Here is a 20,711-nt window from a genome sequence, read left to right as displayed (position 1 = left end):
CTTCCGGTTAACAGGATGCTTCTAGGCAAAAGAGGTAAAGATTGGCTTAGCTTCCACCGCTTCATGGCTGGCAAAGCCCCGCTTCAGGGTGAAGCTTCAAGGTTAAGAGACGTTGAGCCGGGGTCCGATCTGGACCAGTTGCAGCGCGGCACAGGAACATGGATCAACTTCGGGCATTGGGTTTAGGCAACAATCAGGATGGCCGCGTGTCCGATATTCCCAAGAGAGATGGCCGAACAGATGGAGCACGTCGCTCCGCCGCGATCGCGATCGCCCGCGTCATCTGTATATTGGGTGTGGTCTATGTTCATGCCTGGACCGGCCTGAATGGCGAGGCGCTCAAGGCGCTGCGTGGCAGCGGCCAGGATAATCTGCGCTGGCTGCTGATGGAATTGTTCGGCCGCAGCGCGGTGCCGCTGCTGGGCCTGATCTCCGGCTGGCTGGTCGCCCGATCACAGACGACGCGCGATTGGGGCAGGCATGTGCGGCGCAAGGCGCGCACCATCCTGCTGCCCATGGTGCTTTGGAACATCATCGCCATCATTCTGGTGTCGGGCGCCGCCTGGCGGCTGGGCCTGTCAGCGCCGGTGCCGCAATCGGGATGGTGGGCGATCGATGAGATATTCATCCTGACCCGCAACCCGGACATCAACGTGCAGATGCCGTTTCTGCGCGACCTGTTCCTGTGCATGGTCGCTGCGCCCTTGCTGGTGCGGATGCCGAACTGGTCGCTGGGGCTGGTCGCGGCGGTGGCGGCGGGGTGCCACATCGCCGGCTTCGGCCCTCCAGTGCTGATGCGGGCGTCGATCCTCGTCTTCTTCACGCTGGGCATATTGGCGCAGCGGGGTGGCTGGGCCGAGCGCGTAGCGAGCAGGCCGATGCTGCTGATGGCGGTGCCATTCGCCTTGCTCATGGCGGTGCAACTCTATCATGCCGTGACCGTCGGCGACGACGCCTGGCCAGTGGCGCAGCGGGCGCTCGACCTGACGCTGCGGGTGGCGGCGGCGGTGGCTTTCTGGCGGCTGGCCTGGGCGCTGGCGGACAGCCCGGCGCGGCCCATGCTGCTGCGGATCGAGCCTTATATGTTCTTCCTCTTCTGCGCCCACCTGATCCTGATCTGGCTGCTGGGGCCGGTGCTGGGCGGGCTTTTCGGGAAGATGGGCACGCCCTTCTATCCCTTCTACCTGATCCTGCAGCCTGTCATGGTGCTGGGCGCGACAGTGGCGATCGGCGCGGGATTGCGCCGTGTCGCGCCCGGCACGGCGGCGCTGCTCAGCGGTGGGCGGTTGAAGCGGCCGGAGCCTCAGGCGGTTTCCCGGGTCGTGACCGTCTGAGCCGCCGCCATGGCGATGGCGAAGCTGTGCTTGCGCGCGGCCGGGTCGAAAATCTGGCCCGTCAGGATCAACTCATCTACCTGTGTCCGGCGCAGGAAGGCGGCGATGTCGCGTTCCACATCCGCCTGCGTGCCGATGCTGGAGACGCTCAGCACATCGGACAGCATCGCCTGGGCCTGACCGGGCAGATCGGCATAATAGCCCGGCACCGGGGGTTGCAGCTTACCCGGCTGGCCGGTGCGCAGCCGCACGAAGGACTGCTGCATCGAACTGGCAAGCAAATGCGCTTCCTCCGCCGTGTCCGCAGCGAAGACATTATAACCCGCCATCACATAGGGATATTTGAGATGGGCCGACGGGCGGAAGTCGCGGCGATAAATGGCGATCGCTTCGTCCAGCGCGGCGGGAGCGAAATGGGACGCGAAGGCATAGGGCAGGCCGAGCATGGCGGCGAGTTGCGCGCCATAGAGGCTGGAGCCGAGTATCCAGATCGACACATCTGCGCCCGCGCCCGGCGTCGCCTGGATGCCGAGCCGCTCGTCCTCGCCGAAATAGGCCTGTAGCTCCATTATGTCGCGCGGGAACTGGTCTGCTCCGCCCGACAGGTTTCGGCGGATCGCCTGGGCCACCCGCTGGTCAGAACCGGGCGCGCGGCCCAGGCCCAGATCGATGCGGCCGGGAAAGAGCGCATCGAGCGTGCCGAACTGCTCCGCGATCACAAGCGGGGCGTGATTGGGCAGCATGATGCCGCCCGCGCCGATGCGGATGGTCGATGTCGCCTGGCCGATATGCGCCAGTACGACCGCCGTAGCGGCGGATGCGATGCCCGCCATGCCGTGATGTTCGGCGACCCAAAGCCGGTGATAGCCAAGCCTTTCGGCATGGGCGGCAAGATCCGCGGCGTGGGCGAGCGCCGTGGCGACGGTGTCGCCTTCACGAACGGGGACGAGGTCGAGCAGGGAAAAACGGGTCATGTCCGCCATATGGGGGCATGGTCGGTTTTACTTCAAGACTTATAATGCGGCCAAGGCGACCGTTTGCGGTCAATGGCTCGACAATGCGGCGCCAGGCTCCAACTCAGACCGCCCGGCCAAATCCCTGTGCGGGCGCTTCGGCGCGGCGGCCGAAGGTGGCGGGCCGGCGAGCGACCAGCGGGTTGGCGTCGCGATCGAGCAGCGCCATCGTCTCGGTAAAGCAGGGACGTAGCGCGACGACGACCTCGATCAACTCGTCCGGGCCTTCATGCGTTTCCACGCAGCGGCGGGCGACCATCTCGATCTCTTCGGCCATGGCGCTCAGGCGATAGGCGCCGAACTGCGCCGATTCGCCCTTGAGCGTATGGGCGGGCGTGACCAGCGCGGCGGCGTTGCGGGCGCGGAATGCCTCTTCGATGGCGCCGATGGATTTGGCGCCATCTTCCCGGAAATAGCCCAGGATACGAAGAAAAGCGGTGCCCAGCTCGCTGCGGGTCCGCGTAAATTCGCTCCAACTGACCAGTTCGGTATCTTGATAGGACACCCACGCCGCTCCTTCATTCTAGCGAAGCCAAAATAGACGCGGCGCGTAAACAGCAGGTTAAAGCGTGGCGGAAAGCCACCCATTGTGGAGGATAATCACTCGGTCCGGGATAGGGTGAACCGATGCTCGCCCAGCGCCGCGAAGGTCCAGCCCTGCGCCTGGGCAAGCGCTTCCAGCTCGCTCGCGGCGATCGCGTCGTCCGCTTCGATCACGATCGCACCGGCGTCGCGCATCGCCCGCGCGGCGCGTAACGCGGGCCAGGGACATTTCATGCCCCTGGCGTTCACGGGAACGGGATCGGCCGCCATCGCTCTATTTGGTCGCGTAGGGGTTCTTCTGGCTGCGCAGCGTCAAGCGCACCGGCACCGCGCCGAAACCCAGTTCCCGGCGGATGCCGTTCACCAGATAGCGGCGATAGCTTTCGGGCAGGTCGTCCAGCCGGGTGCCGAACAGCACGAAGGTCGGCGGGCGGGTCTTGTTCTGGGTGATATAGCGCAGCTTGATCCGCTTGCCGCCCGGCGCGGGCGGCGGGTTGGCCTCCAGCGCGGTTTCGAACCAGCGGTTGAGGACGCCGGTTGATACGCGCTGCGACCAGGCGGTGCGCGTTTCGAAGGCGACGTGGATCAGGTCGTCCAGACCCTTTCCGGTAGCCCCGGAAATGGTCATGATCGGCACGCCGCGCACCTGCGCCAGGCCTTCGTCCAGCGCCTTCTTGATACCCTGATAAAGCGCCGAACCATGTTCGACCGTATCCCATTTGTTGAGTGCGACGACGAGGGCGCGGCCTTCCTCCAGCACCCGGTCGGCGATGCGCAGATCCTGCGCCTCCAGCCCGCGGGTGGAATCGATCATCAGCACGACGACTTCGGCGAAGTTCACCGCGTTGATGCCGTCGGAAACGGCCAGCTTTTCCAGCTTTTCCTGCACCTTGGCCCGCTTGCGCATCCCCGCCGTGTCGATCAGGCGGACGGGGCGTTCCAGCCCGTCGCGGCTGGTCCACATCCAGTCGACGGCGATGCTGTCACGGGTGATGCCCGCTTCCGGCCCGGTCAGCAGGCGGTTTTCGCCCAGTAGCCGGTTGATGAGCGTGGATTTGCCCGCATTGGGGCGGCCGACGATGGCGAGCTTGAGCGGGGCGCTCTCGTCATCCTCGTAAAATTCCTTTTCGTGCGGCTCGTCGCCCTCCCGCTCCAGGTGGGGGAGCAGCGCCTGGAACAGGTCAGCCAGGCCCTGGCCATGTTCGGCGGAAAAAGGGACAGGCTCACCCAGGCCAAGGCTGAACGATTCCATGACGCCGTCATCCGCCGCCTTGCCCTCGGCCTTGTTCGCGACCAATATGACAGGCGCGTCGTTGGCGCGCAGCCAGCGGGCGATTTCCTCGTCCAGCGGGGTGATGCCAGCGCGCGCGTCGATCATGAACAGGGCGACGTCGCAATTTTCCACCGCCGCTTCGGTCTGCATCCGCATCCGGCCGGGCAGGGTATTGGCGTCCTCATCCTCATAACCGGCGGTATCGACGATCGTGAAGTCGAGGCCCAGCAGATGCGCCTCGCCCTCGCGCCGGTCGCGCGTCACGCCGGGCTGGTCATCGACCAGCGCCAGCTTCTTGCCGACCAGACGGTTGAAGAGTGTGGACTTGCCCACATTGGGACGCCCGACAATGGCTACTGTGGGCAACATGGAGGCCCGTTCCTTCCAAAATTCAATAATCGATAAACGCGATACTCCCGCGCAGGCGGGGGCCAGTCCAGACGGAGGAACTGGACCCCCGCCTGCGCGGGAGCACGCTTAGCATATTTTCCCGGCTTAACGGTACGCCGTCAACTTCCCGTCATCCGCCAGCAGATAGAGCATGTTGTTGGCGACGATCGGCGACAGCGACATGGAGCGCCCCACATCGACCGTCGATTGCACCGATCCGGTGGCGGGATCGACATAGACCATCTCGCCGCGTGTCGACACGACGATCAGGCGGCCGCCGGCCAGCACCGGGCCGGTCCAGCGGATCGCCTTGTCCTTCTTCTTTTCCTTCTGCCAGCGGCGGAGCTGGCTGACCCAGCGGATCTTGCCGGTGGCGCGCGCGACGCAGAGCAGCCGGGCGTCGCTGGTCACCGCGAACACCCATTCGCCGACCACGGCCGGAGTCGAGATGCCCGCAATATTGATTTCCCACAGGCGCTGGCCGCTGGTCAGTTCATAAGAGGCCATGCGGCCGCCCTGGCCGATCGCAAAGACGCGGCCACGGTCGATCACCGGATCGGCATCGATGTCGGTCAGCGAGGCCACGGCGGTCGAGATGCTGGTTCGCGAGAGGGCGTCGCCCCACAGCGTGCGCCCATTTTCATAGCGATAGGCATTGATTTCGCCCGAACTATAGCCGGCGATCACGGTTCCCTGCGCGGCGGCGGGGGCCGCGACGCCGAAAATGCCGGTAACCTGCAAGGTGCCGCTATCGGTCCACTGGGTTTCGCCGTCCGACTGGTTGAGCGCGAACACCTGATTGTCCTGGCCCATCACATAGACATGACCATTTTCCAGCGTCGGCGCGCCGCGCAGCGGGCCGGACAGATGCTTCTTCCAGACGATCGCGCCATCGGCGACATTCAGCGCGAAGACGTCGCCGAAGCCGGTGCTGGCGAATACCCGGTCGCCCAGGACGCTGACGCCGCCGCCGAACAGCACGCGGCCATTGCCCTTGCCTTCGGAGGGCAGGTTGGTCTGCCACAATTTTGCGCCGCTGGCGGCGTCGAAGGCGATGACATGCGCGCCTGCGTCGGTCACGAACAGCTTGCCGCCCGCCACGACGGGGGAGGCGGCCAGCCGCGCCTGGGGCGAGCTGCCCTCGATCGAAGCGGTCCAGACCTGCGAGGGCGAACCGCCCAGCGAGACATGGCCCATCGCCTTGGACGGGTCGCCGCCCGGCTGCGACCAGCTATCGTTGACATAAGGAGCGGGCAGGGTGACCTGCACATCGGCCAGACTGGGTTCGACCTCGACACCCTGTTCGTTGCTCAGGATCGACGTGCGGTTGCCGACGACCGGCGTCTTGGGGCCGCCCTTCTTGCCGCCGACGATGCCGCAGCCCGCGAGCAGGGCGACCATCGCCGCCATCGTTACCATGCGGCCCATCGGCGCGAATGCTTTCATGCTCGTCATTCCCATCCGCTCGGTCATCCTTCGCTCGGCTCGGCCGGAATCTCGACCGCGTCGATACCCATTAATCCTGCCATCTGTCGCGCGCGTGAACGGATCGACTGCGGCACATTGGCGTCCTTGGCCATCGCGGCGAAGATCGGGCCGGCCAGGTCGGTCTTGCCCATCTTCATATAGGCGATCGCCACCAGTTCACCGGCGCTGCCGAACCAGGGCGCGCCCTCGACGGCCAGCGGCTTCAGCCGGTCGACCACCTGCTGGGGCTTGAGCGTATCGAACTCCAGCGCGGTCTGGCGGATCAGCGCCAGGTCGCGATAGGGCTGGTCCAGCTTGGTATCCGCGGCCATGGCGGCGTAGAGGGCGGTCGCAGCCTTGGCGTCGCCCTTGCGCGACGCGACGCCGGCCTGCGCCAGCAGGGCGGACGCGCGGTAGCCCGGCTGGTCGGCCTTCGTCAGCGCATCGAGCTGCTTGGCGTCGGGCGTGCCGCCGCCGGCCGCAGCCGTCAGCACCGTGTCCATCTGCTCCGACACCGCTTCCGACTGTATCTTGCTATAATGCTGCCAGTAGAGCCAGCCGCCAAAGGCAGCCAGGCCCAGTATGACGGCGACCAGAATCCAGCGCCCATAGCGCTGCCAGAAGCCCAGAAGCTGGTCCTGTCGGACGGCTTCGTCCACCTCGCGCATGAAGGCTTGGCTATTTTGCGGCGTCAGGGCCACGGGATTCTCCGAGAAATGGATCAGAAACTATGGGCAGAAGGCGCGATCAATAGCGACGCTTATGCCACAGGCAAATCAAATTTTGGCCAATTAGATTTTAGGGCGATACACCTGATCGTCGGTAGGAAAGCCGCGTGTCCGCACTTCGGCGGCGTAGCGGGCCGCCGCGCCGTCGATGGTTTCCGCGATATTCTCGTAACGTTTCACGAAGCGCGGGACGCGATCGAACATGCCCAGCATGTCTTCGGTCACCAGCACCTGCCCGTCGCAATGGGCCGATGCGCCGATGCCGATCACCGGCACGTCGACGCTGTCGGTGATGGCGACGGCCAGTTCCTCCATCACCCCTTCCAGCACCATGGCGAAGGCGCCGGCGTGCGCCACGGCGCGGGCGTCGGCCATGATCTTGGCATGTTCCTGCTGGCTCTTGCCGCGCGCGCCATAGCCGCCCAGTGCGTTCACGGCCTGCGGCGTCAGGCCGATATGCGCCATCACCGGGATGCCGCGCTGGCTGAGGAAGGAAATCGTGTCCGCCATCGCCTCGCCGCCCTCCAGCTTGACGGCGGCGCAGCCGGTTTCCGCCATTATCCGGCTGGCGCTGGCGAAGGCCTGTTGGGGCGAGGATTCATAGCTGCCGAACGGCATGTCGACCAGCACGACGCTGTGATAGCTGCCGCGCACGACCGCCGCGCCATGGGCGATCATCATGTCGAGCGTGACGGCGAGGGTGGAGGGCAGGCCGTAAATCACCTGGCCCAGCGAATCGCCGACCAGCAGCATGTCGCAATGCGGGTCGAGCAACTGGGCCTGGCGCGCGGTATAGGCGGTCAGCATGACCAGCGGTTCCTGCGTCTTCCCCTCGAACTTGCGCCGCTGGATGGCGGGCACGGTCAGGCGCTTCATCGGCGCGGGCGTGGGGTTGGCGCGGCTGGTCGCGGTGTCGAGCGTGAAGGTCGTGGACATGGACGCGCTCTACCGCAGCGCGGCGCGGCGCGCAAATGGATGGGGAGCGGCATGGATATGCCGCTCCCCAGTCTTCGCAAATTGCGGATACGGCAAGCCGCCTCCGCAGGGGTGAGTGGTCAGAAGGAGACTTTGATCGTGCCGCCCCAGGTCTGGGGATCGCCGACCTGACCGGCGATCAGGCCGGTGTTGCCCGGCGCGACCTGGAGGTTTTCGATATAGTTCACGTCGAACGCGTTGCGGACCCAACCGAAAATGTCGAACCCTTCGCCGCGGAAGCCGGCGCGGAAGTTGGTCAGCGCATAGCCCTTCACCTCGGTATAGATGGACGGCGAGGCGTTGGAGTTCCAGTGCGAGCGGTAACTGCCGTCGACGCCCAGATAGGCCTGGCCCTCCTTCGCCAGTAGCGTAACCGGAATATTATATTCCGCGCCATAGGAGAAGGCCCATTTCGACACGCCGGGCAGATCCTGGCCGGAAATGTCGCACTGACGAGGGCTGAGCGCGCCGGGGACGCCCGGCTGCGAATAATCCGCAGGCTGTCCCGAAGGCTGCAACGTGCCGCCCGACAGTTCGGGCGGGCAGGGCGCGTTGGTGAACTTCTTATATTGGGCGTCGGTATAGGCGCCATTGGCATAGGCGGTGAAACGGTCGCTGGCGACGACCTTGAAGTCCGCCTCGATCCCTTGCGACCGCACCTTTTCCGCGTTGGCGAGGTAACCGCGCACGGTGCCGAACTGGCCGCCATTCACGGTCGCCTGGAAATTCTTGATCTCCGTGCGGAAGGCGGTGAGGTTGAAGGTGGCCCGGCGGTCCCAGAACTGGGTCTTGAGGCCGATTTCATAATGATTGACCGATTCCGGCTTCACCGTGCTGGCGTCATAATTGACGCTATTGTCGGCATTGAGCGGCAGGCCGTTCTGGTTGATGCCCAGCGTCTTGAAGCTCTTGGCATAGGTCGCATAGGCCAGCACGTCGCGGGCGACCTTGTAATTGACGTTGAAATCGTAGGTGAAGTTCCAGGCGCTGTCGGACGGGGCACTGACCTGCGGCTGGTAGACGCCGCACTGCTGGGTCGTGCCCTTGATGGTGCCGGGTTCCGCCACCGTGGTGCAGCTGATGGCCTGGCCCTGCGCGTTGGTGACGACGCGCTGATAGAAGCCCGACTTCTTGTCATAGTTGAGCCGCACGCCCGGCTGGATGGTCAGCGCGTCGGTCACCTTCCAGCTAAGCTGGCCGAACAGGGCCGCACTGTCCGCCTTCAGATATTGCGTATTGCTGGCGGTCAGGCCGGACAGCGTCGCCGGGATATTGGCGGGGTTGGTCGGATCGGTGGAGGGCGCAAGGCTCCACTGGGCCGCATCGTCGCCCTGCTGTTCGGTGCCCTGGGTGTCGATCCGCTGCTTGAAGCCGAACAGGCCGACGACGAAGTCGACATCCTTGCTTTCGTAATTATAGCGGAATTCTTGGCTATACTGGTCCTGCTGCGACGGGTTCTGCGATTTGGACACAATCGACAGACCGGTGAAGTCGCGGTCATTTTCCGGCTTCCAGTCCCAGAAGCGCCAGGCGGTGACGGAGGTCAGGGTGCCGGGACCGACATCCCATTTGATCTTGGCCGACACGCCGCCGATCTTGTTGCCGGCGTTCAGGTTGGAATCGAGGTCGGTCAGACGGTCATAGGGGTTGCGGCTGGGCACGACATAGCCCTGCGCAGCGGCCAGCGCGTCATATTGGCGATTGAGCGGCCGCTGGGTCTTGCCGACGCGCACGAAGGTCGTGCCGCAGCATTCGGGATCCTGCTTGCTGTAATCGCCGGACAGGGTGACGCTGAAATCGTCATTGGGCTTGAACAGTAACTGGCCGCGAATGCCCAGATTATCCTGCTCGTTGATCCAGCGCTGGCTGGTCACATTGTAGAGCGTGCCCCGGCGCGTGGTGGCGGCGACCGCGATGCGGGCGGCGATGGTCTCGGACAGCGGGCCGGACACGGCAGCCTTAGCCTGCTTGTAATTGAGATTGCCCACGGTCAGTTCGGCGCGGCCTTCGAAATCGAAGGTCGGCTGGTTGGTCGTGATGTTGATCGCGCCGGCCGTGGTGTTCTTGCCGTAAAGCGTACCTTGCGGTCCGCGCAGCACTTCCACCTGCGCCACGTCGAGAAAGTCGAAGGTCGCGGCGGCGACGCGCGAGTTGTAGACGTCGTCGACATAGATGCCGACGCCTTGTTCGAAGCCATCGCTGGTCAGGCCGAACGGTACGCCCAGGCCACGGATATTGACCGAGGTGTTGCGCGGGTTGGTGGTGTAGACCTGCAACGTCGGCGCGAGTTGCTGGAGCTTGACGATGTTGAAGTTGCCGGTTGCCTCGATGCTGTCGCCGCGGACCACGGAAATCGCCAATGGCACTTCCTGCGCGGTTTCCTGGCGACGGCGGGCGGTAACGACGATCACGTCGCCGCGCACGTTGGTTTGTCCGGCGACCTGTTCGGCGCCGTCCGCAGGCGGCTGAATCGCATCCTCCGCAAAGGCGTTGGGCGTGATGATGGAAGCGCCCGCGACGCTCGCGAGCAACAGGAAACGCGCAATCATGATATTCCCCTTTATCCGGCTGTCCGGTGCCAATCTGGTTGTCTTGTGATCGCGGCACTTCCGGTGATCCGGTCAAAGCCGATATTGGGGATGAAGATCGGAACGGCGGCCCATCCCCTGCCGCCTGGGCCGCTCGTTGCAGCCCGAAATATATGGCGCCCCCGCCTGATCGTTCAGTTGGTCAGGCGCGTCTTTTCCGTCACGTCGATCTGGACCACGCGCGCGTCATGGACGGTCAGCGTGATCGATCCGAAACGCAGCGCTTCCAGCACGTTGCGCACCTTGTCGACGCTCGCGGCGATATCGGGCCGCAAGTCCGTGCGGGCGCCGTCGATACGGGCGTGACGGAGTTCGATCGGTTTATGTTCGCTCATGGACACCTCTGGCTCGTCTAATATCTCAACTACAAAGATAGACAAAAAAGCAAATATAAGGGGCGCGCAAGTTTGTCTTGTCGCGCCCCTCGGGGGTGAGCCTTACGGGTGCAGGGTCGGGCGCTGGGCCTTGCGCTCCTGCTGGGCCATGGGCAGCGCAGGGCGCATCTGGCGCATGGCGGACGCCTGTTCCTGCGCATTGTCGATCAGCCGTTCGAGCAGGGATTGCCCGAACTGCCAGTCGCCGAGACCCGAATCTGCGTTGATATGACCGGCATGGCCCGCATCGACAAATTGACTGCCCCAATTTTTGCCGACGCTATGGGCGCGTTCGAAGAAGATATAGGGATCGTCGCGGCTACCCACCAGAATCGAGGGGAAGGGGAGTTGCGCGCGGGGCGTGGGGCCGAATCCGCCGATCGTCTCGGGCGTTTCCATCCGGTCGCAATCGGGCGGCGCGACCAGCAGCGCGCCGGTCACCGGCCAGCCATAGGCCTGGCTTTGCAAAGCGCCCCACCAGGCGACGGCCAGGCAGCCCAGGCTGTGCGCCGCCAATATGACCGGCCCGTTCGCTTCGCGGATGGCGGCGTCGAGCCGCGTCACCCAGGCATTGCGGTTGGGGCTGGCCCAGCTGCCCAGGTCCACCCGCTCGCAATCGCCGCGCGTTTCTTCCCAGATTGTCTGCCAGTGGCCCGGCCCGCTATTGTTGAGGCCGGGGATGGTCAGCACGACCGGCTGGCGCGTGTCACCCGAAAAACCGAATCGCTCCATGGTCTGATCCTCATCCTTGCTGTCGAGGCTCCGACAATAATTCTATTCATATGGTAGACAATGGGCAAGCGGCGAAATGTGGTGAAATCTAGGCAGCCGGAAAGACGCCATCACAGCGGGATCGTCAACAGCAATGCGGCCGGGCCGGCATCATGCCGGCCCGGCCGATCGGTCGCGCCTTCGGACGCCTTACCAGGGGTAGATCAGGCCATAATATTGGTAGACGTTGCGGCCATAGCCATCGTCATAATCCGGCCGCTTGTCCGCGCCGTAGCGCGGCGCATTGTCCAGCAACTGCTTGTCGAGATCGACGACATAACCCTGTTGCCCGGTGTCGTAGGTCAGCATCGACCAGGGCAGGGGATAATGGTCGTGCCCCATGCCCAGAAAGCCGCCGAAGGACAGCACGGCGTAGCGCACCTGGCCGCTGCGCTTGTCCACCATGAAGTTGGAGATCTTGCCCAGGCGTTCGCCCTGGCGGTTGTAGACGGCGGTGCCTTCGACCCGGTCGGAGGCGATGAGTTCGCCGTGATTTTCCATCGTCAGGTCAGTCATGTCACGCTCCTGTGAGAAATGCAGCTATGATGATGCAACCATGGGGGACCGCCGGGGTTCCTCCGGCTCATCACAAGGAGCATAGGCCATGAAGATCAATCGCAGCGGTTCGGCAGTATGGAGCGGTGGCCTCAAGGACGGGAAGGGCGCCATCTCTACCCAGAGCGGCGCGCTGGACGCCTATCCCTATGGTTTCGCCACCCGGTTCGAAGGGCAGCCGGGCAGCAATCCGGAAGAGCTGATCGCCGCCGCCCATGCTTCCTGCTTCACCATGGCGTTGTCGCTGATCCTGGGCGAAGCGGGGTTGACGGCGGAGAAGATGGACACGACCGCGGTCGTGACGCTGGAGAAGCTGGACGACGGTTTCGCGGTGACCGCGAGCAAGCTGACGCTGAAGGCGACGATCCCCGGCACCGACGACGCGACCTTCCAGGAACTGGCGGGCAAGGCCAAGGCGAATTGTCCGATCTCCAAGCTGCTGAAAGCCGATATCAGCCTTGAGGCGGAACTGCTGAACGGATGACCGGACGCCTGGCGCGGACATGTTCGCGCCAGGCGATATAGAGGCCGCTGGCAACGATCAGCGCCGCGCCGGCCCAGGTCGTCGCCATCGGCCAGTTTTCGCCGATCGCGACGCCTAGCAGGGTGGTCCAGATGATCGTGCTATAATCCATCGGCAATACCACCGACACCGGCGCCCAGCGCAGCGCGGCGGTCAGGCAGAGTTGCGCGATTCCGCCGAACAGACCGATCACCAGCAGCAATCCCCATGTCAGCGCATCATGCGCCTGCGCGACGAAGGGCATGGCGATGTCCAGCGGGATCATCGACAGGACGGTGAACCAGAAGACGACGACGCCCGCCGCTTCGGTCCGGCCCAGTTCCCGCAGCACCAGGCTGACGCTGGCGGTCACCAGCGCGGCGGCAATGGCGACCGCGACCCCCTGGATCGGGAAATGGCCCGCGTCCGGCCGCACGATCACCAGCACGCCGATAAAACCGACCAGCACCGCGCTCCAGCGGTGAATGCCGGTCGCCTCCCGCAGGATCAGCGCCGACAATATCGTGCCGAAAATAGGCATGGTGAAACCGATCGTCGCGGCTTCCGCGGGGGGCAGCAGGATGTAGGACAGGAAATTGAGCAGCATTCCCGTCAGCCCCATCATCATGCGGCTGGCGTGGACGCCGATCCGCCGGGTGCGCACGGTGCGCAGGCCGCCCGCCAGCGCGACCCAGATGAGGATCATCGGCAGCGCCAGAGCCTGCCGGTAAAAGAGCGATTCGATGACATGGACGCCATGTTCGCTCGCTACCCGCACGGTCACGAACATGACCGACAGGCACAGGACGGCGACCAGGCGCAGCCCGATGGCGAAGAGCGGACGATGGGGACGGGCGGTTGCGGTCACGCTGCCGCCTTAGCCCGGTTGCGCCACGACGCAACCGGGCGGGGTCGATATTGTCCTACTTGGCCGGCTTGCGGAATTTCAGTGTCATCCGGTCGCTTTCGCCGATCGCCAGATATTTGTCCCTGTCGACGTCCTTCTGGCTGAGCGAGGGGGGCAGAGTCCACACGCCCTTGGGCCAGTCGGCCGTATCCTTGGGGTTGGCGTTCACCTCCGACGCGCCGACATAGTCGAAGCCCGCCGCCTGCGCGATGCGGCGAATGGTCGAAACCTTCAGATAGCCGCTGCTCTTTTCCAGTGCGCTGTCGCGATCTTCGGGCAGGCGATGATCGACCACGCCCAGCGTGCCGCCGGGCTTGAGCATATCGAAAAACGCCTTGAAGGTCGCGGCCTCGTTCCCGGCCATGACCATATTATGGACGTTGCGGAATGTGAGTACCGTGTCGACGCTGCCGGCCGGGATGTCGGCGGCTTCCTCGGGATAGGCGGCAACCTTCACCTTGTCATAGACGGCCGGATTGGCCGCCAGGAAGGTCTTGTAGCCGTCCAGATAGCGACCTGTGGGTTGCAGGGCGTAGAAGGTGCCATGGTCGCGCAACAGCGGAGCCAGGACTTCGGTGTACCAGCCGCCGCTCGGGCTATATTCCACAACTGTCTGGCTCGGTGTCACACCGAAGAAGGCGAGCGTCTCGGCCGGGTGGCGATAGGGATCGCGTGCGACATTCTTGGGCGTGCGGCTGGGCGCGGCGATGGCGGCGGCGATCGGGTCGGCGGCCTGATTGTGGCCGGCATGTTGGGCGACGGCGACGCCGGCGGGCAGGATGGCGATGGCAGCGGCGATCAGGGCGAGACGGTTCATCTGGGATCCTCTCTCTTTCAGGGAGAGCGAGGTGTGGCCGTCTAGCGCAGGGCGCGCAAGGGGCGGCGGGAGAGAAATCCCCCGCCAGCCACAATAAGTTACGAACCGGCGTTACAGGCAGGCTTCCAGGAACGGCTGGTCGAAGCCGAACATGCGCGCCTTGTCGAGCGTGTAGGGACGCAGGCCCATCGAGCGATATTCGCCGATGATCTTTCCGCTGTCGTCTTCATCATGATATTCGAACTTGAACAGTTCCTGGGTGACGATGACGTCGCCTTCCATGCCGATCACTTCGGTCACGTTGGTGATGCGGCGCGACCCGTCGCGCAGGCGCTTCACCTGGATGATCAGATCGACCGAATCGGCGATCTGCTTGGAAATCGCTTCCTTGGGAATCTTGATGTCGCCCATCAGGATCATATTTTCCATACGGCCCAGGCACTCGCGCGGCGAGTTGGCGTGGAGCGTACACATGGAGCCGTCATGGCCGGTGTTCATCGCGGCGAGCAGGTCGAAACATTCCGCGCCACGAATTTCGCCCAGGATGATGCGGTCAGGCCGCATACGCAGGGCGTTCTTGACCAGGTCGCCGATCGTGATCGCGCCATGCCCCTCCAGATTCGGGGGACGGGTTTCCAGCGGCAGCCAGTGCGGCTGCTGCAGGCGCAGTTCGGCCGCGTCCTCGATCGTCAGCACGCGCTCGCCCGGATCGATCATCTTCGACAGGGCATTGAGCATCGTCGTCTTGCCCGAACCCGTGCCGCCCGAAATGACCACGTTGAAACGGCAGGCGCCGGCGATCTTCAGCGCCGTCGCCATCTTCGGACTCATTGCGCCCCATTGGGCGAGCATGTCGATGGTGATCGGCTTGGCGGAGAATTTACGAATCGAGATCGCCGTGCCCTTCAGGCTGAGTGGCGGCACGATCACGTTGACGCGGCTGCCGTCGGGCAGGCGGGCGTCGGCCAGTGGCGTGGTCTGGTCGACGCGGCGACCGACCTTGTTCACGATCCGCTGCGCGATCTGGAACAGATGCTCCTCGTCGCGGAACTTGATCGGGGCGATGACCAGCTTGCCCTTCTTTTCGATATAGGTCTGTTCCGGCCCGTTCACCATGATGTCGGTGATGTCCGGGTCGTTCAGCAATTCTTCGAGCGGGCCAAGGCCCAGCAATTCGTCGACCAGCACCTTTTCCAGCGCGAACTGTTCGCGGCGGTTGAGGGTCAGCTTAAGTTCCGCCAGCACTTCCATGATGATCGGGCGGAATTCCTCCGCCAGCTCATCCTTGGTCAGCGTCGCGGCGGCCTCGGGATCGACACGCTCGAGCAGGCGGGGAAGCACCTGTTCCTTGATCTTGTGGACGCTGGCCTCGAACCCCTGTGGCCCGGCGTCGGGCACATGTTCGGCATTGGCGCGGTCCGACAACCGCGCCATGGCGTCCGAATTGCGCTGCATCTGGCTGGTCGGCGCCGCCAACGGGTCGAAGGCGACTTCGCCCGGCAGCGACGCGATATCGAGCGGCGGGAACTGATCGCCGCCACGCGGCGCTTCTTCCTTCGGGCTGCCGCCCTGCATCGGGCGGGCAACGCCAAAGCCGGGCTTGATGCCGGCGGGTCCATTTTTCCGTCCAAAGGCGCTCATATTTCTCCGCCACTATTTTCGCGACTGGCCCGGTCCAAAGGTAAGGACCGGTCCGTGGGATGATGAAGGTGAATAGGCTGGAAACTTTGATAAATGCCTAATGGCGCGGCGGCGCAGGTTCCGGCGTCGTCACGAAGCGCGGATCGGCTCCGAACCAGCCGCCGACCTGCCGGGCGCTCGACAGCAGCCGGCGCCCTTGCGGCGTCAATGCGATGCGGCCATCGTCACGCTGGACGATGTTGCCCGACAACGTCTGTTCGCTGACCCGTCGATCGATCTGCCGCAGATCGCCCAGATATTCGCGTATGAACACATTCTCCAGCATGGGCGGCGTCAATTGGCCGTCCTGCCGCTCGATCCGGGCCAGCAGGAACATGGTGATCGATCGGTCGAACGTGACCGGGAAGACGATCAGGAAGCTGATGTTGAACGCAAGCGACAATGCGACCGCCCCGACCCCGGTCGACAGATCGAGGGCGGGAGCGCGGCGCCCCGCGATCGCCAGCAACAGCCCCAGCAGAAGCGCGCCGATGAAGGCGATCAGTACACCGCGATAGAAGAGCAGCGGAATCGCCCCCAGCAGCGGCGACGCGATCAGCGCCAGATAGAGGAGGAACCCGCCCGCCAGCACCAGCAGATAGATCAGGGCCAGGCCGGCCAGGCGACGGAACAGGGCGTTCATGGCTGGATTTCCTTCACCGAAACGAGGCAGGCAAGCGGTTCGCGGACGTTGCAGCGCAGGCCGGGCGGAGGACCGCCGGCCTTGCCCCATACAGGATCGTCCGACGCGAACAGCAGATGATCAATGCCGGCGGCCTGCGCGCGAATGCGGACGCTGGCTGGCGGCAATGGCGTGTCGAAGATCGGGCGGACCAGGGCGATGCGCTGTTCCACCGCTCTTGGCGAAGCGCCGAACAGATTGGCTTCCACATCGGCAACGCCCGTCCGTTGCACGCCATACAGGCCGAAATTGAACGCGCGCCGCTTCAGCACGGGATTATGCTGGATGACGTCATGCGCGGGCAGGTGGATGGCGGCCCATCGATAGATGCCGCGTTCGCTTTCATCGCTGGCGCGCGCCGTGAAGATGGTGCCGAAGCCCGCGACCGGCGCATAGGGCGCACGGATGAGCCGCAGCCCGACAATATCCCAGATCACGGCCGCCAGGCCCAGGATCAGCAGCAGCTTGAAGCTGAGGGCGCGTTCGCGGAACCAGTGGGGGCGATCATGCAGCCAGGCCGCCGTCCAGATGATGGCGGCGCATTGCGCGAACCAGATCGCGCGCCAGCCCAGATCATTGCTGATGATGGTCGATTTGAGGAAGCTGCTGATCAGTAGGGAAAACAGGGCGCTGGCGAGGAGCAATATCTGAACCGGATGTCGCGGCCAGCGCAAATCCCGTTTCCACCACATGATCGCGCCCCAGGCGAAGACGCCGAACTCCGCGGCATAGTTCAGCGGAAGCAGCGCCAGGTTGAACAGCGCTCCGTCTCCTCCGTCAGGAAAGAAGAGGGCGAAGGGGCGAATGGCGAAGGCGATGGGCAATGCGCCATCGTCGCGAAATGCCAGAAGGTCGGCAATCTGGATCGAGGCGCCCAGCAACGCGACGATTCCCGCCAGGAGCAGGGTCATGTCCCGCCGGAAAAGGCTGATCGCGCCCCATATCGTCAGGACCGGCGCAATGGTCAGCATGATCCACACGGACGACCCGAAGCATGTCGCTATGCCAAGCCCGGCGGCGACAGCCAGCGGCCATCGCGCCGTGGCGTCCCGCTCGCCAGCCCGCACCAGAAGCAGCATCGCCGTCCACGCCGCGATGACGGCTGTCATATGATGCGGCACCCACAGCATCGAATGGACGGCAAAGCCGATTTCGCAGTTCCACCAGTCGCTTTGGCCGGTGACGGTGCCGGTCCAGAGGAAGCGGAATCCCATCGCGATCAGGTCCGCGCCCGACAGGAAGCAGAAGAGCAGGATGAGGGCCGTGAAGCGGCGCATATGGCCTTGGCGGATCAGTCCGCTATCGGCCCCGATGCGCCACAGCAGCGCGGGAAAGGCAAGGCCGGCCCAAAAGGTCGCTGCGCCGAAAGCCATGCGACCATCCAGGAAGGACGGGCCGAAATGCTGGATCGCGGCGGGCCAGAGATAGAAATAATAATAATAGCCCACGGCTGCGGGGCGAGCGAAGAAAGGGTCCGTGAAAGGCAGGTTCTGATGAGCGATGGCGCTGGTTATTGCGGCATGTTTGACCAGGTCATATTCGAGCATCGACTTGTTCAGCGTCCCGCCGACCCTTATGTCGACGAAGGCGAAAATGACGATGAACAGCCATATCAAAAGCAGCGGCGCCGCTATTCGCCAGCCTTCGGCACGGGGCTTCAACCATGTCGCGCGTCGCAACGCGAGTAACGCAAGCACGGCATGACAACCCGCCACTGCATTCAGGCCGCCCGCCCGCGCGACGAGTGCATCAACCGCCGGCAGGATGGTGAAGGCCAGAAGCAAGGCCCAGCCCAGCCTTTGCCAGCCACGTCCCCAGCGATCAGCGCCCACGTCAAAAAGGTGCAAAAGGCCTGCGCCCGGCAACATTATCCAGATCAGGCCGCCTGCAATAGCGACGAGGAGCGCGACCAGATCGCCAAGAAAGGGATCGGACATCTTAACGGCGCTTTGCCGGCCAGAAGCGTGGATCGCCATTCAGAATAGTGGAACGCTTTGTCATCCGATATTCTCTCGACGTCGCTCTGCACTGCGCGACCTAGGATAATATGGTAAACAAGTGATTGCGTCGTGCGCACCTGCGTTGCGAGGAGCCGCCATTATGGCATTGGTTCGACTGCCGGAGGCGGTGCGACCTTCCGGGCGATGCGTTGATGATCCAACAAAAAGAGCGGCGCCATGCGACGCCGCTCTCGATATATCCTGCTTGTCCGCGGGAAGGGGGTCAGCCGGCCTTTTCGGCCAGTACCGTCAGGCCCTTTTCATTCACTTCGGCAAAGCCGCCTTCGACCGGGATGATTTCCGGCGCGGCGCCGGCCGTCGCGAAGATCTGAATGCTGCCGTCGCGCACGGTCGACATGAAGGGCGCATGACCCTCCAGCACGCCGAAGTCGCCATCGGTGCCGGGCACCACGACCTGCCAGACTTCGGCCGAGCGGACCAGCTTTTCCGGGGTTACGAGTTCGAAATGCAATGCCATCTGTAACTCTCCACCCTCCCGTTCAAGTCTTAGGAGGGGCGCGTGACCCTCCTAAGAGGGCCGGGGGTGGGTGAGATTGCGCAGCAATCGCCTGCAATCCGTCGGGATGGATTGATGCTCGCTTCGCTCGCGACCCACCCCCAACCCCTCCCTTGGAAGGGAGGGGCAATATTTATCTGGCTTACGCCGCTTCGGCCGCCAGCTTCTTGGCTTTTTCGACCGCTTCGTCGATGCCGCCGACCATGTAGAAGGCGTTTTCGGGCAGATGGTCATACTCGCCATCGACCACGGCCTTGAACGACTTCACCGTGTCTTCGATCTGGACGAACTTGCCGCTGATGCCGGTGAAGACTTCGGCGACGTGGAACGGCTGCGACAGGAACTTCTGGATCTTGCGCGCGCGGGCGACGGTCAGCTTGTCCTCTTCCGACAGCTCGTCCATGCCCAGGATCGCGATGATGTCCTGCAACGACTTATACTTCTGCAGGATCGACTGGACCGCACGCGCGGTGTCATAATGTTCCTGGCCCACGGTGCGCGGCTCCAGCACGCGGCTGGTGGAGTCGAGCGGATCAACCGCCGGGTAGATGCCCAGCTCCGAAATGGCGCGGTTGAGAACGGTCGTCGCATCCAAGTGCGCGAACGAAGTCGCCGGCGCCGGATCGGTGAGATCGTCCGCGGGAACATACACGGCCTGCACCGAGGTGATCGACCCCTTGTTGGTGGAGGTGATGCGCTCCTGCAACTGGCCCATGTCGGTCGACAGGGTCGGCTGATAGCCCACCGCCGACGGAATACGGCCGAGCAGAGCGGACACTTCCGCGCCCGCCTGGGTGAAGCGGAAGATGTTGTCGACGAAGAACAGCACGTCCTGATTTTCGACGTCGCGGAAATATTCGGCGATGGTCAGGCCCGACAGGGCGACGCGCGCGCGCGCGCCCGGGGGCTCGTTCATCTGGCCATAAACCAACGCAACCTTCGAGCCTTCGCTGATCGCATTGCCGTCGGCATCCTTGGCGATGACGCCGGCGTCGAGGAATTCGTGGTAGAGATCGTTACCCTCGCGGGTACGCTCGCCGACGCCTGCGAAGACCGAGGTGCCGCCATGGCCCTTGGCGATATTGTTGATCAGTTCCTGAATGAGAACCGTCTTGCCGACGCCCGCGCCGCCGAACAGGCCGATCTTGCCGCCCTTGGCGTAAGGAGCGAGCAGGTCGATGACCTTGATGCCGGTGACCAGGATCGCGCTTTCGGTCGACTGGTCGACGAACTCGGGGGCCTTGGCATGGATCGGCGAACGCATGTCGGTGGCGACCGGGCCGCGCTCGTCGATCGGCTCGCCGACGACGTTGAGGATGCGGCCGAGCGTCGCGGGGCCGACGGGAACGCTGATCTGCGCGCCGGTGTCGGTCACTTCCTGGCCGCGGGTAAGGCCTTCGGTCGAATCCATCGCGATGGTGCGAACGGTGTTTTCACCCAGATGCTGGGCGACTTCCAGCACCAGGCGCTGGCCGTTGTTGCTGGTTTCCAGCGCCGACAGGATCGACGGGAGCGCATCGGGGAAGGTCACGTCGACGACGGCGCCGATGACCTGCGAGATGCGGCCTACATTGTTGGTGGTTGCCATGACTGCT

Annotated in this window: 20 protein-coding genes; 2 read left to right on the top strand and 18 right to left on the bottom strand. The window is 64.2% G+C overall.

Annotation, left to right across the window (positions count from 1 at the left end; all coding sequences use genetic code 11):
* Positions 1 to 206: 206 nt before the first annotated feature.
* A complete protein-coding gene (locus tag K9B33_RS07270) occupies positions 207 to 1,334 on the top strand; it encodes an acyltransferase family protein (RefSeq protein WP_224547753.1) in 1,128 nt (375 codons plus the stop codon).
* Here the strand turns inward: K9B33_RS07270 and K9B33_RS07265 are convergent.
* From K9B33_RS07265 to K9B33_RS07215, 11 genes are all read right to left on the bottom strand, one after another.
* Positions 1,304 to 2,308 (bottom strand): LLM class flavin-dependent oxidoreductase, encoded by a 1,005-nt coding sequence (locus tag K9B33_RS07265; RefSeq protein ID WP_224547752.1) that lies wholly within the window; start codon positions 2,306 to 2,308, stop codon positions 1,304 to 1,306. The genes K9B33_RS07270 and K9B33_RS07265 overlap by 31 nt on opposite strands.
* A 103-nt stretch (positions 2,309 to 2,411) precedes the next feature.
* Positions 2,412 to 2,852 carry an Hpt domain-containing protein gene (locus K9B33_RS07260; RefSeq protein WP_224547750.1) on the bottom strand — a complete coding sequence of 147 codons (441 nt, stop codon included), beginning with the start codon at positions 2,850 to 2,852 and terminating at the stop codon, positions 2,412 to 2,414.
* A gap of 95 nt (positions 2,853 to 2,947) precedes the next feature.
* Positions 2,948 to 3,160 carry a sulfurtransferase TusA family protein gene (locus K9B33_RS07255; protein ID WP_224547748.1) on the bottom strand — a complete coding sequence of 71 codons (213 nt, stop codon included), beginning with the start codon at positions 3,158 to 3,160 and terminating at the stop codon, positions 2,948 to 2,950.
* A 4-nt stretch (positions 3,161 to 3,164) separates the two neighbouring features.
* Positions 3,165 to 4,532 (bottom strand): ribosome biogenesis GTPase Der, encoded by a 1,368-nt coding sequence (gene der / locus K9B33_RS07250; protein ID WP_224547747.1) that lies wholly within the window; start codon positions 4,530 to 4,532, stop codon positions 3,165 to 3,167.
* Positions 4,533 to 4,658: 126 nt separating this feature from the next.
* Entirely contained in the window at positions 4,659 to 6,026 is a 1,368-nt protein-coding gene (locus K9B33_RS07245; RefSeq protein WP_411973992.1) for a PQQ-binding-like beta-propeller repeat protein, read from the bottom strand.
* Positions 6,023 to 6,721, bottom strand: a complete 699-nt coding sequence (locus tag K9B33_RS07240; RefSeq protein WP_224547746.1) for a tetratricopeptide repeat protein — start codon at positions 6,719 to 6,721, stop codon at positions 6,023 to 6,025. Before K9B33_RS07240 ends, K9B33_RS07245 begins: the two co-directional genes overlap by 4 nt.
* 90 nt (positions 6,722 to 6,811) lie before the next feature.
* Complete coding sequence (panB, locus tag K9B33_RS07235) at positions 6,812 to 7,684, bottom strand: 3-methyl-2-oxobutanoate hydroxymethyltransferase (protein WP_224547745.1); 873 nt, start codon at positions 7,682 to 7,684, stop codon at positions 6,812 to 6,814.
* A 119-nt stretch (positions 7,685 to 7,803) separates the two neighbouring features.
* Positions 7,804 to 10,272: a TonB-dependent receptor gene (locus K9B33_RS07230; RefSeq protein WP_224547744.1), complete on the bottom strand. Its 2,469-nt coding sequence runs from the start codon at positions 10,270 to 10,272 to the stop codon at positions 7,804 to 7,806.
* A gap of 173 nt (positions 10,273 to 10,445) precedes the next feature.
* A complete protein-coding gene (locus K9B33_RS07225) occupies positions 10,446 to 10,646 on the bottom strand; it encodes a YezD family protein (protein WP_224547743.1) in 201 nt (66 codons plus the stop codon).
* Positions 10,647 to 10,748: 102 nt separating this feature from the next.
* Entirely contained in the window at positions 10,749 to 11,417 is a 669-nt protein-coding gene (locus K9B33_RS07220) for an RBBP9/YdeN family alpha/beta hydrolase (RefSeq protein WP_224547742.1), read from the bottom strand.
* Positions 11,418 to 11,606: 189 nt separating this feature from the next.
* On the bottom strand, positions 11,607 to 11,972 hold the full coding sequence (locus K9B33_RS07215) for a PRC-barrel domain-containing protein (protein WP_224547741.1): 366 nt from the start codon (positions 11,970 to 11,972) through the stop codon (positions 11,607 to 11,609).
* A gap of 88 nt (positions 11,973 to 12,060) precedes the next feature.
* Here K9B33_RS07215 and K9B33_RS07210 point away from each other — a divergent pair, with 88 nt between their 5' ends.
* The gene (locus K9B33_RS07210) at positions 12,061 to 12,495 is read left to right on the top strand and encodes an OsmC family protein (RefSeq protein WP_224547739.1); all 435 of its coding nucleotides are present in this window, start codon (positions 12,061 to 12,063) and stop codon (positions 12,493 to 12,495) included.
* On the opposite strand, the gene K9B33_RS07205 is transcribed toward K9B33_RS07210, so the two are convergent.
* The 7 genes from K9B33_RS07205 to atpD all read right to left on the bottom strand — a co-directional run bounded on the left by K9B33_RS07205 (position 12,464) and on the right by atpD (position 20,704).
* Positions 12,464 to 13,342: a DMT family transporter gene (locus K9B33_RS07205; RefSeq protein WP_318011092.1), complete on the bottom strand. Its 879-nt coding sequence runs from the start codon at positions 13,340 to 13,342 to the stop codon at positions 12,464 to 12,466. The two genes, K9B33_RS07210 and K9B33_RS07205, sit on opposite strands and share 32 nt — an antisense overlap.
* A 94-nt stretch (positions 13,343 to 13,436) precedes the next feature.
* Positions 13,437 to 14,237 (bottom strand): class I SAM-dependent methyltransferase, encoded by an 801-nt coding sequence (locus tag K9B33_RS07200; RefSeq protein ID WP_224547735.1) that lies wholly within the window; start codon positions 14,235 to 14,237, stop codon positions 13,437 to 13,439.
* 111 nt (positions 14,238 to 14,348) lie between these two features.
* On the bottom strand, positions 14,349 to 15,878 hold the full coding sequence (locus tag K9B33_RS07195) for a CpaF family protein (protein WP_224547733.1): 1,530 nt from the start codon (positions 15,876 to 15,878) through the stop codon (positions 14,349 to 14,351).
* Between the two features lie 97 nt (positions 15,879 to 15,975).
* Positions 15,976 to 16,560 carry a hypothetical protein gene (locus tag K9B33_RS07190; protein WP_224547731.1) on the bottom strand — a complete coding sequence of 195 codons (585 nt, stop codon included), beginning with the start codon at positions 16,558 to 16,560 and terminating at the stop codon, positions 15,976 to 15,978.
* Positions 16,557 to 18,536 (bottom strand): hypothetical protein, encoded by a 1,980-nt coding sequence (locus tag K9B33_RS07185; RefSeq protein WP_224547730.1) that lies wholly within the window; start codon positions 18,534 to 18,536, stop codon positions 16,557 to 16,559. The genes K9B33_RS07190 and K9B33_RS07185 overlap by 4 nt, the downstream gene beginning before the upstream one ends.
* A gap of 286 nt (positions 18,537 to 18,822) precedes the next feature.
* The gene (locus K9B33_RS07180; protein ID WP_224547729.1) at positions 18,823 to 19,077 is read right to left on the bottom strand and encodes an ATP synthase F1 subunit epsilon; all 255 of its coding nucleotides are present in this window, start codon (positions 19,075 to 19,077) and stop codon (positions 18,823 to 18,825) included.
* Between the two features lie 181 nt (positions 19,078 to 19,258).
* Positions 19,259 to 20,704, bottom strand: coding sequence for a F0F1 ATP synthase subunit beta (atpD, locus tag K9B33_RS07175; RefSeq protein ID WP_224547728.1), 1,446 nt, complete (start codon positions 20,702 to 20,704; stop codon positions 19,259 to 19,261).
* Positions 20,705 to 20,711: the final 7 nt, after the last annotated feature.

The sequence above is a fragment of the Sphingobium sp. 3R8 genome, from assembly GCF_020166615.1.
GTDB lineage: Bacteria > Pseudomonadota > Alphaproteobacteria > Sphingomonadales > Sphingomonadaceae > Sphingobium > Sphingobium bisphenolicum.
The sequence above is the reverse complement of the archived record's forward strand: the minus strand, read 5'-3'. Positions and strand labels throughout refer to the sequence as shown.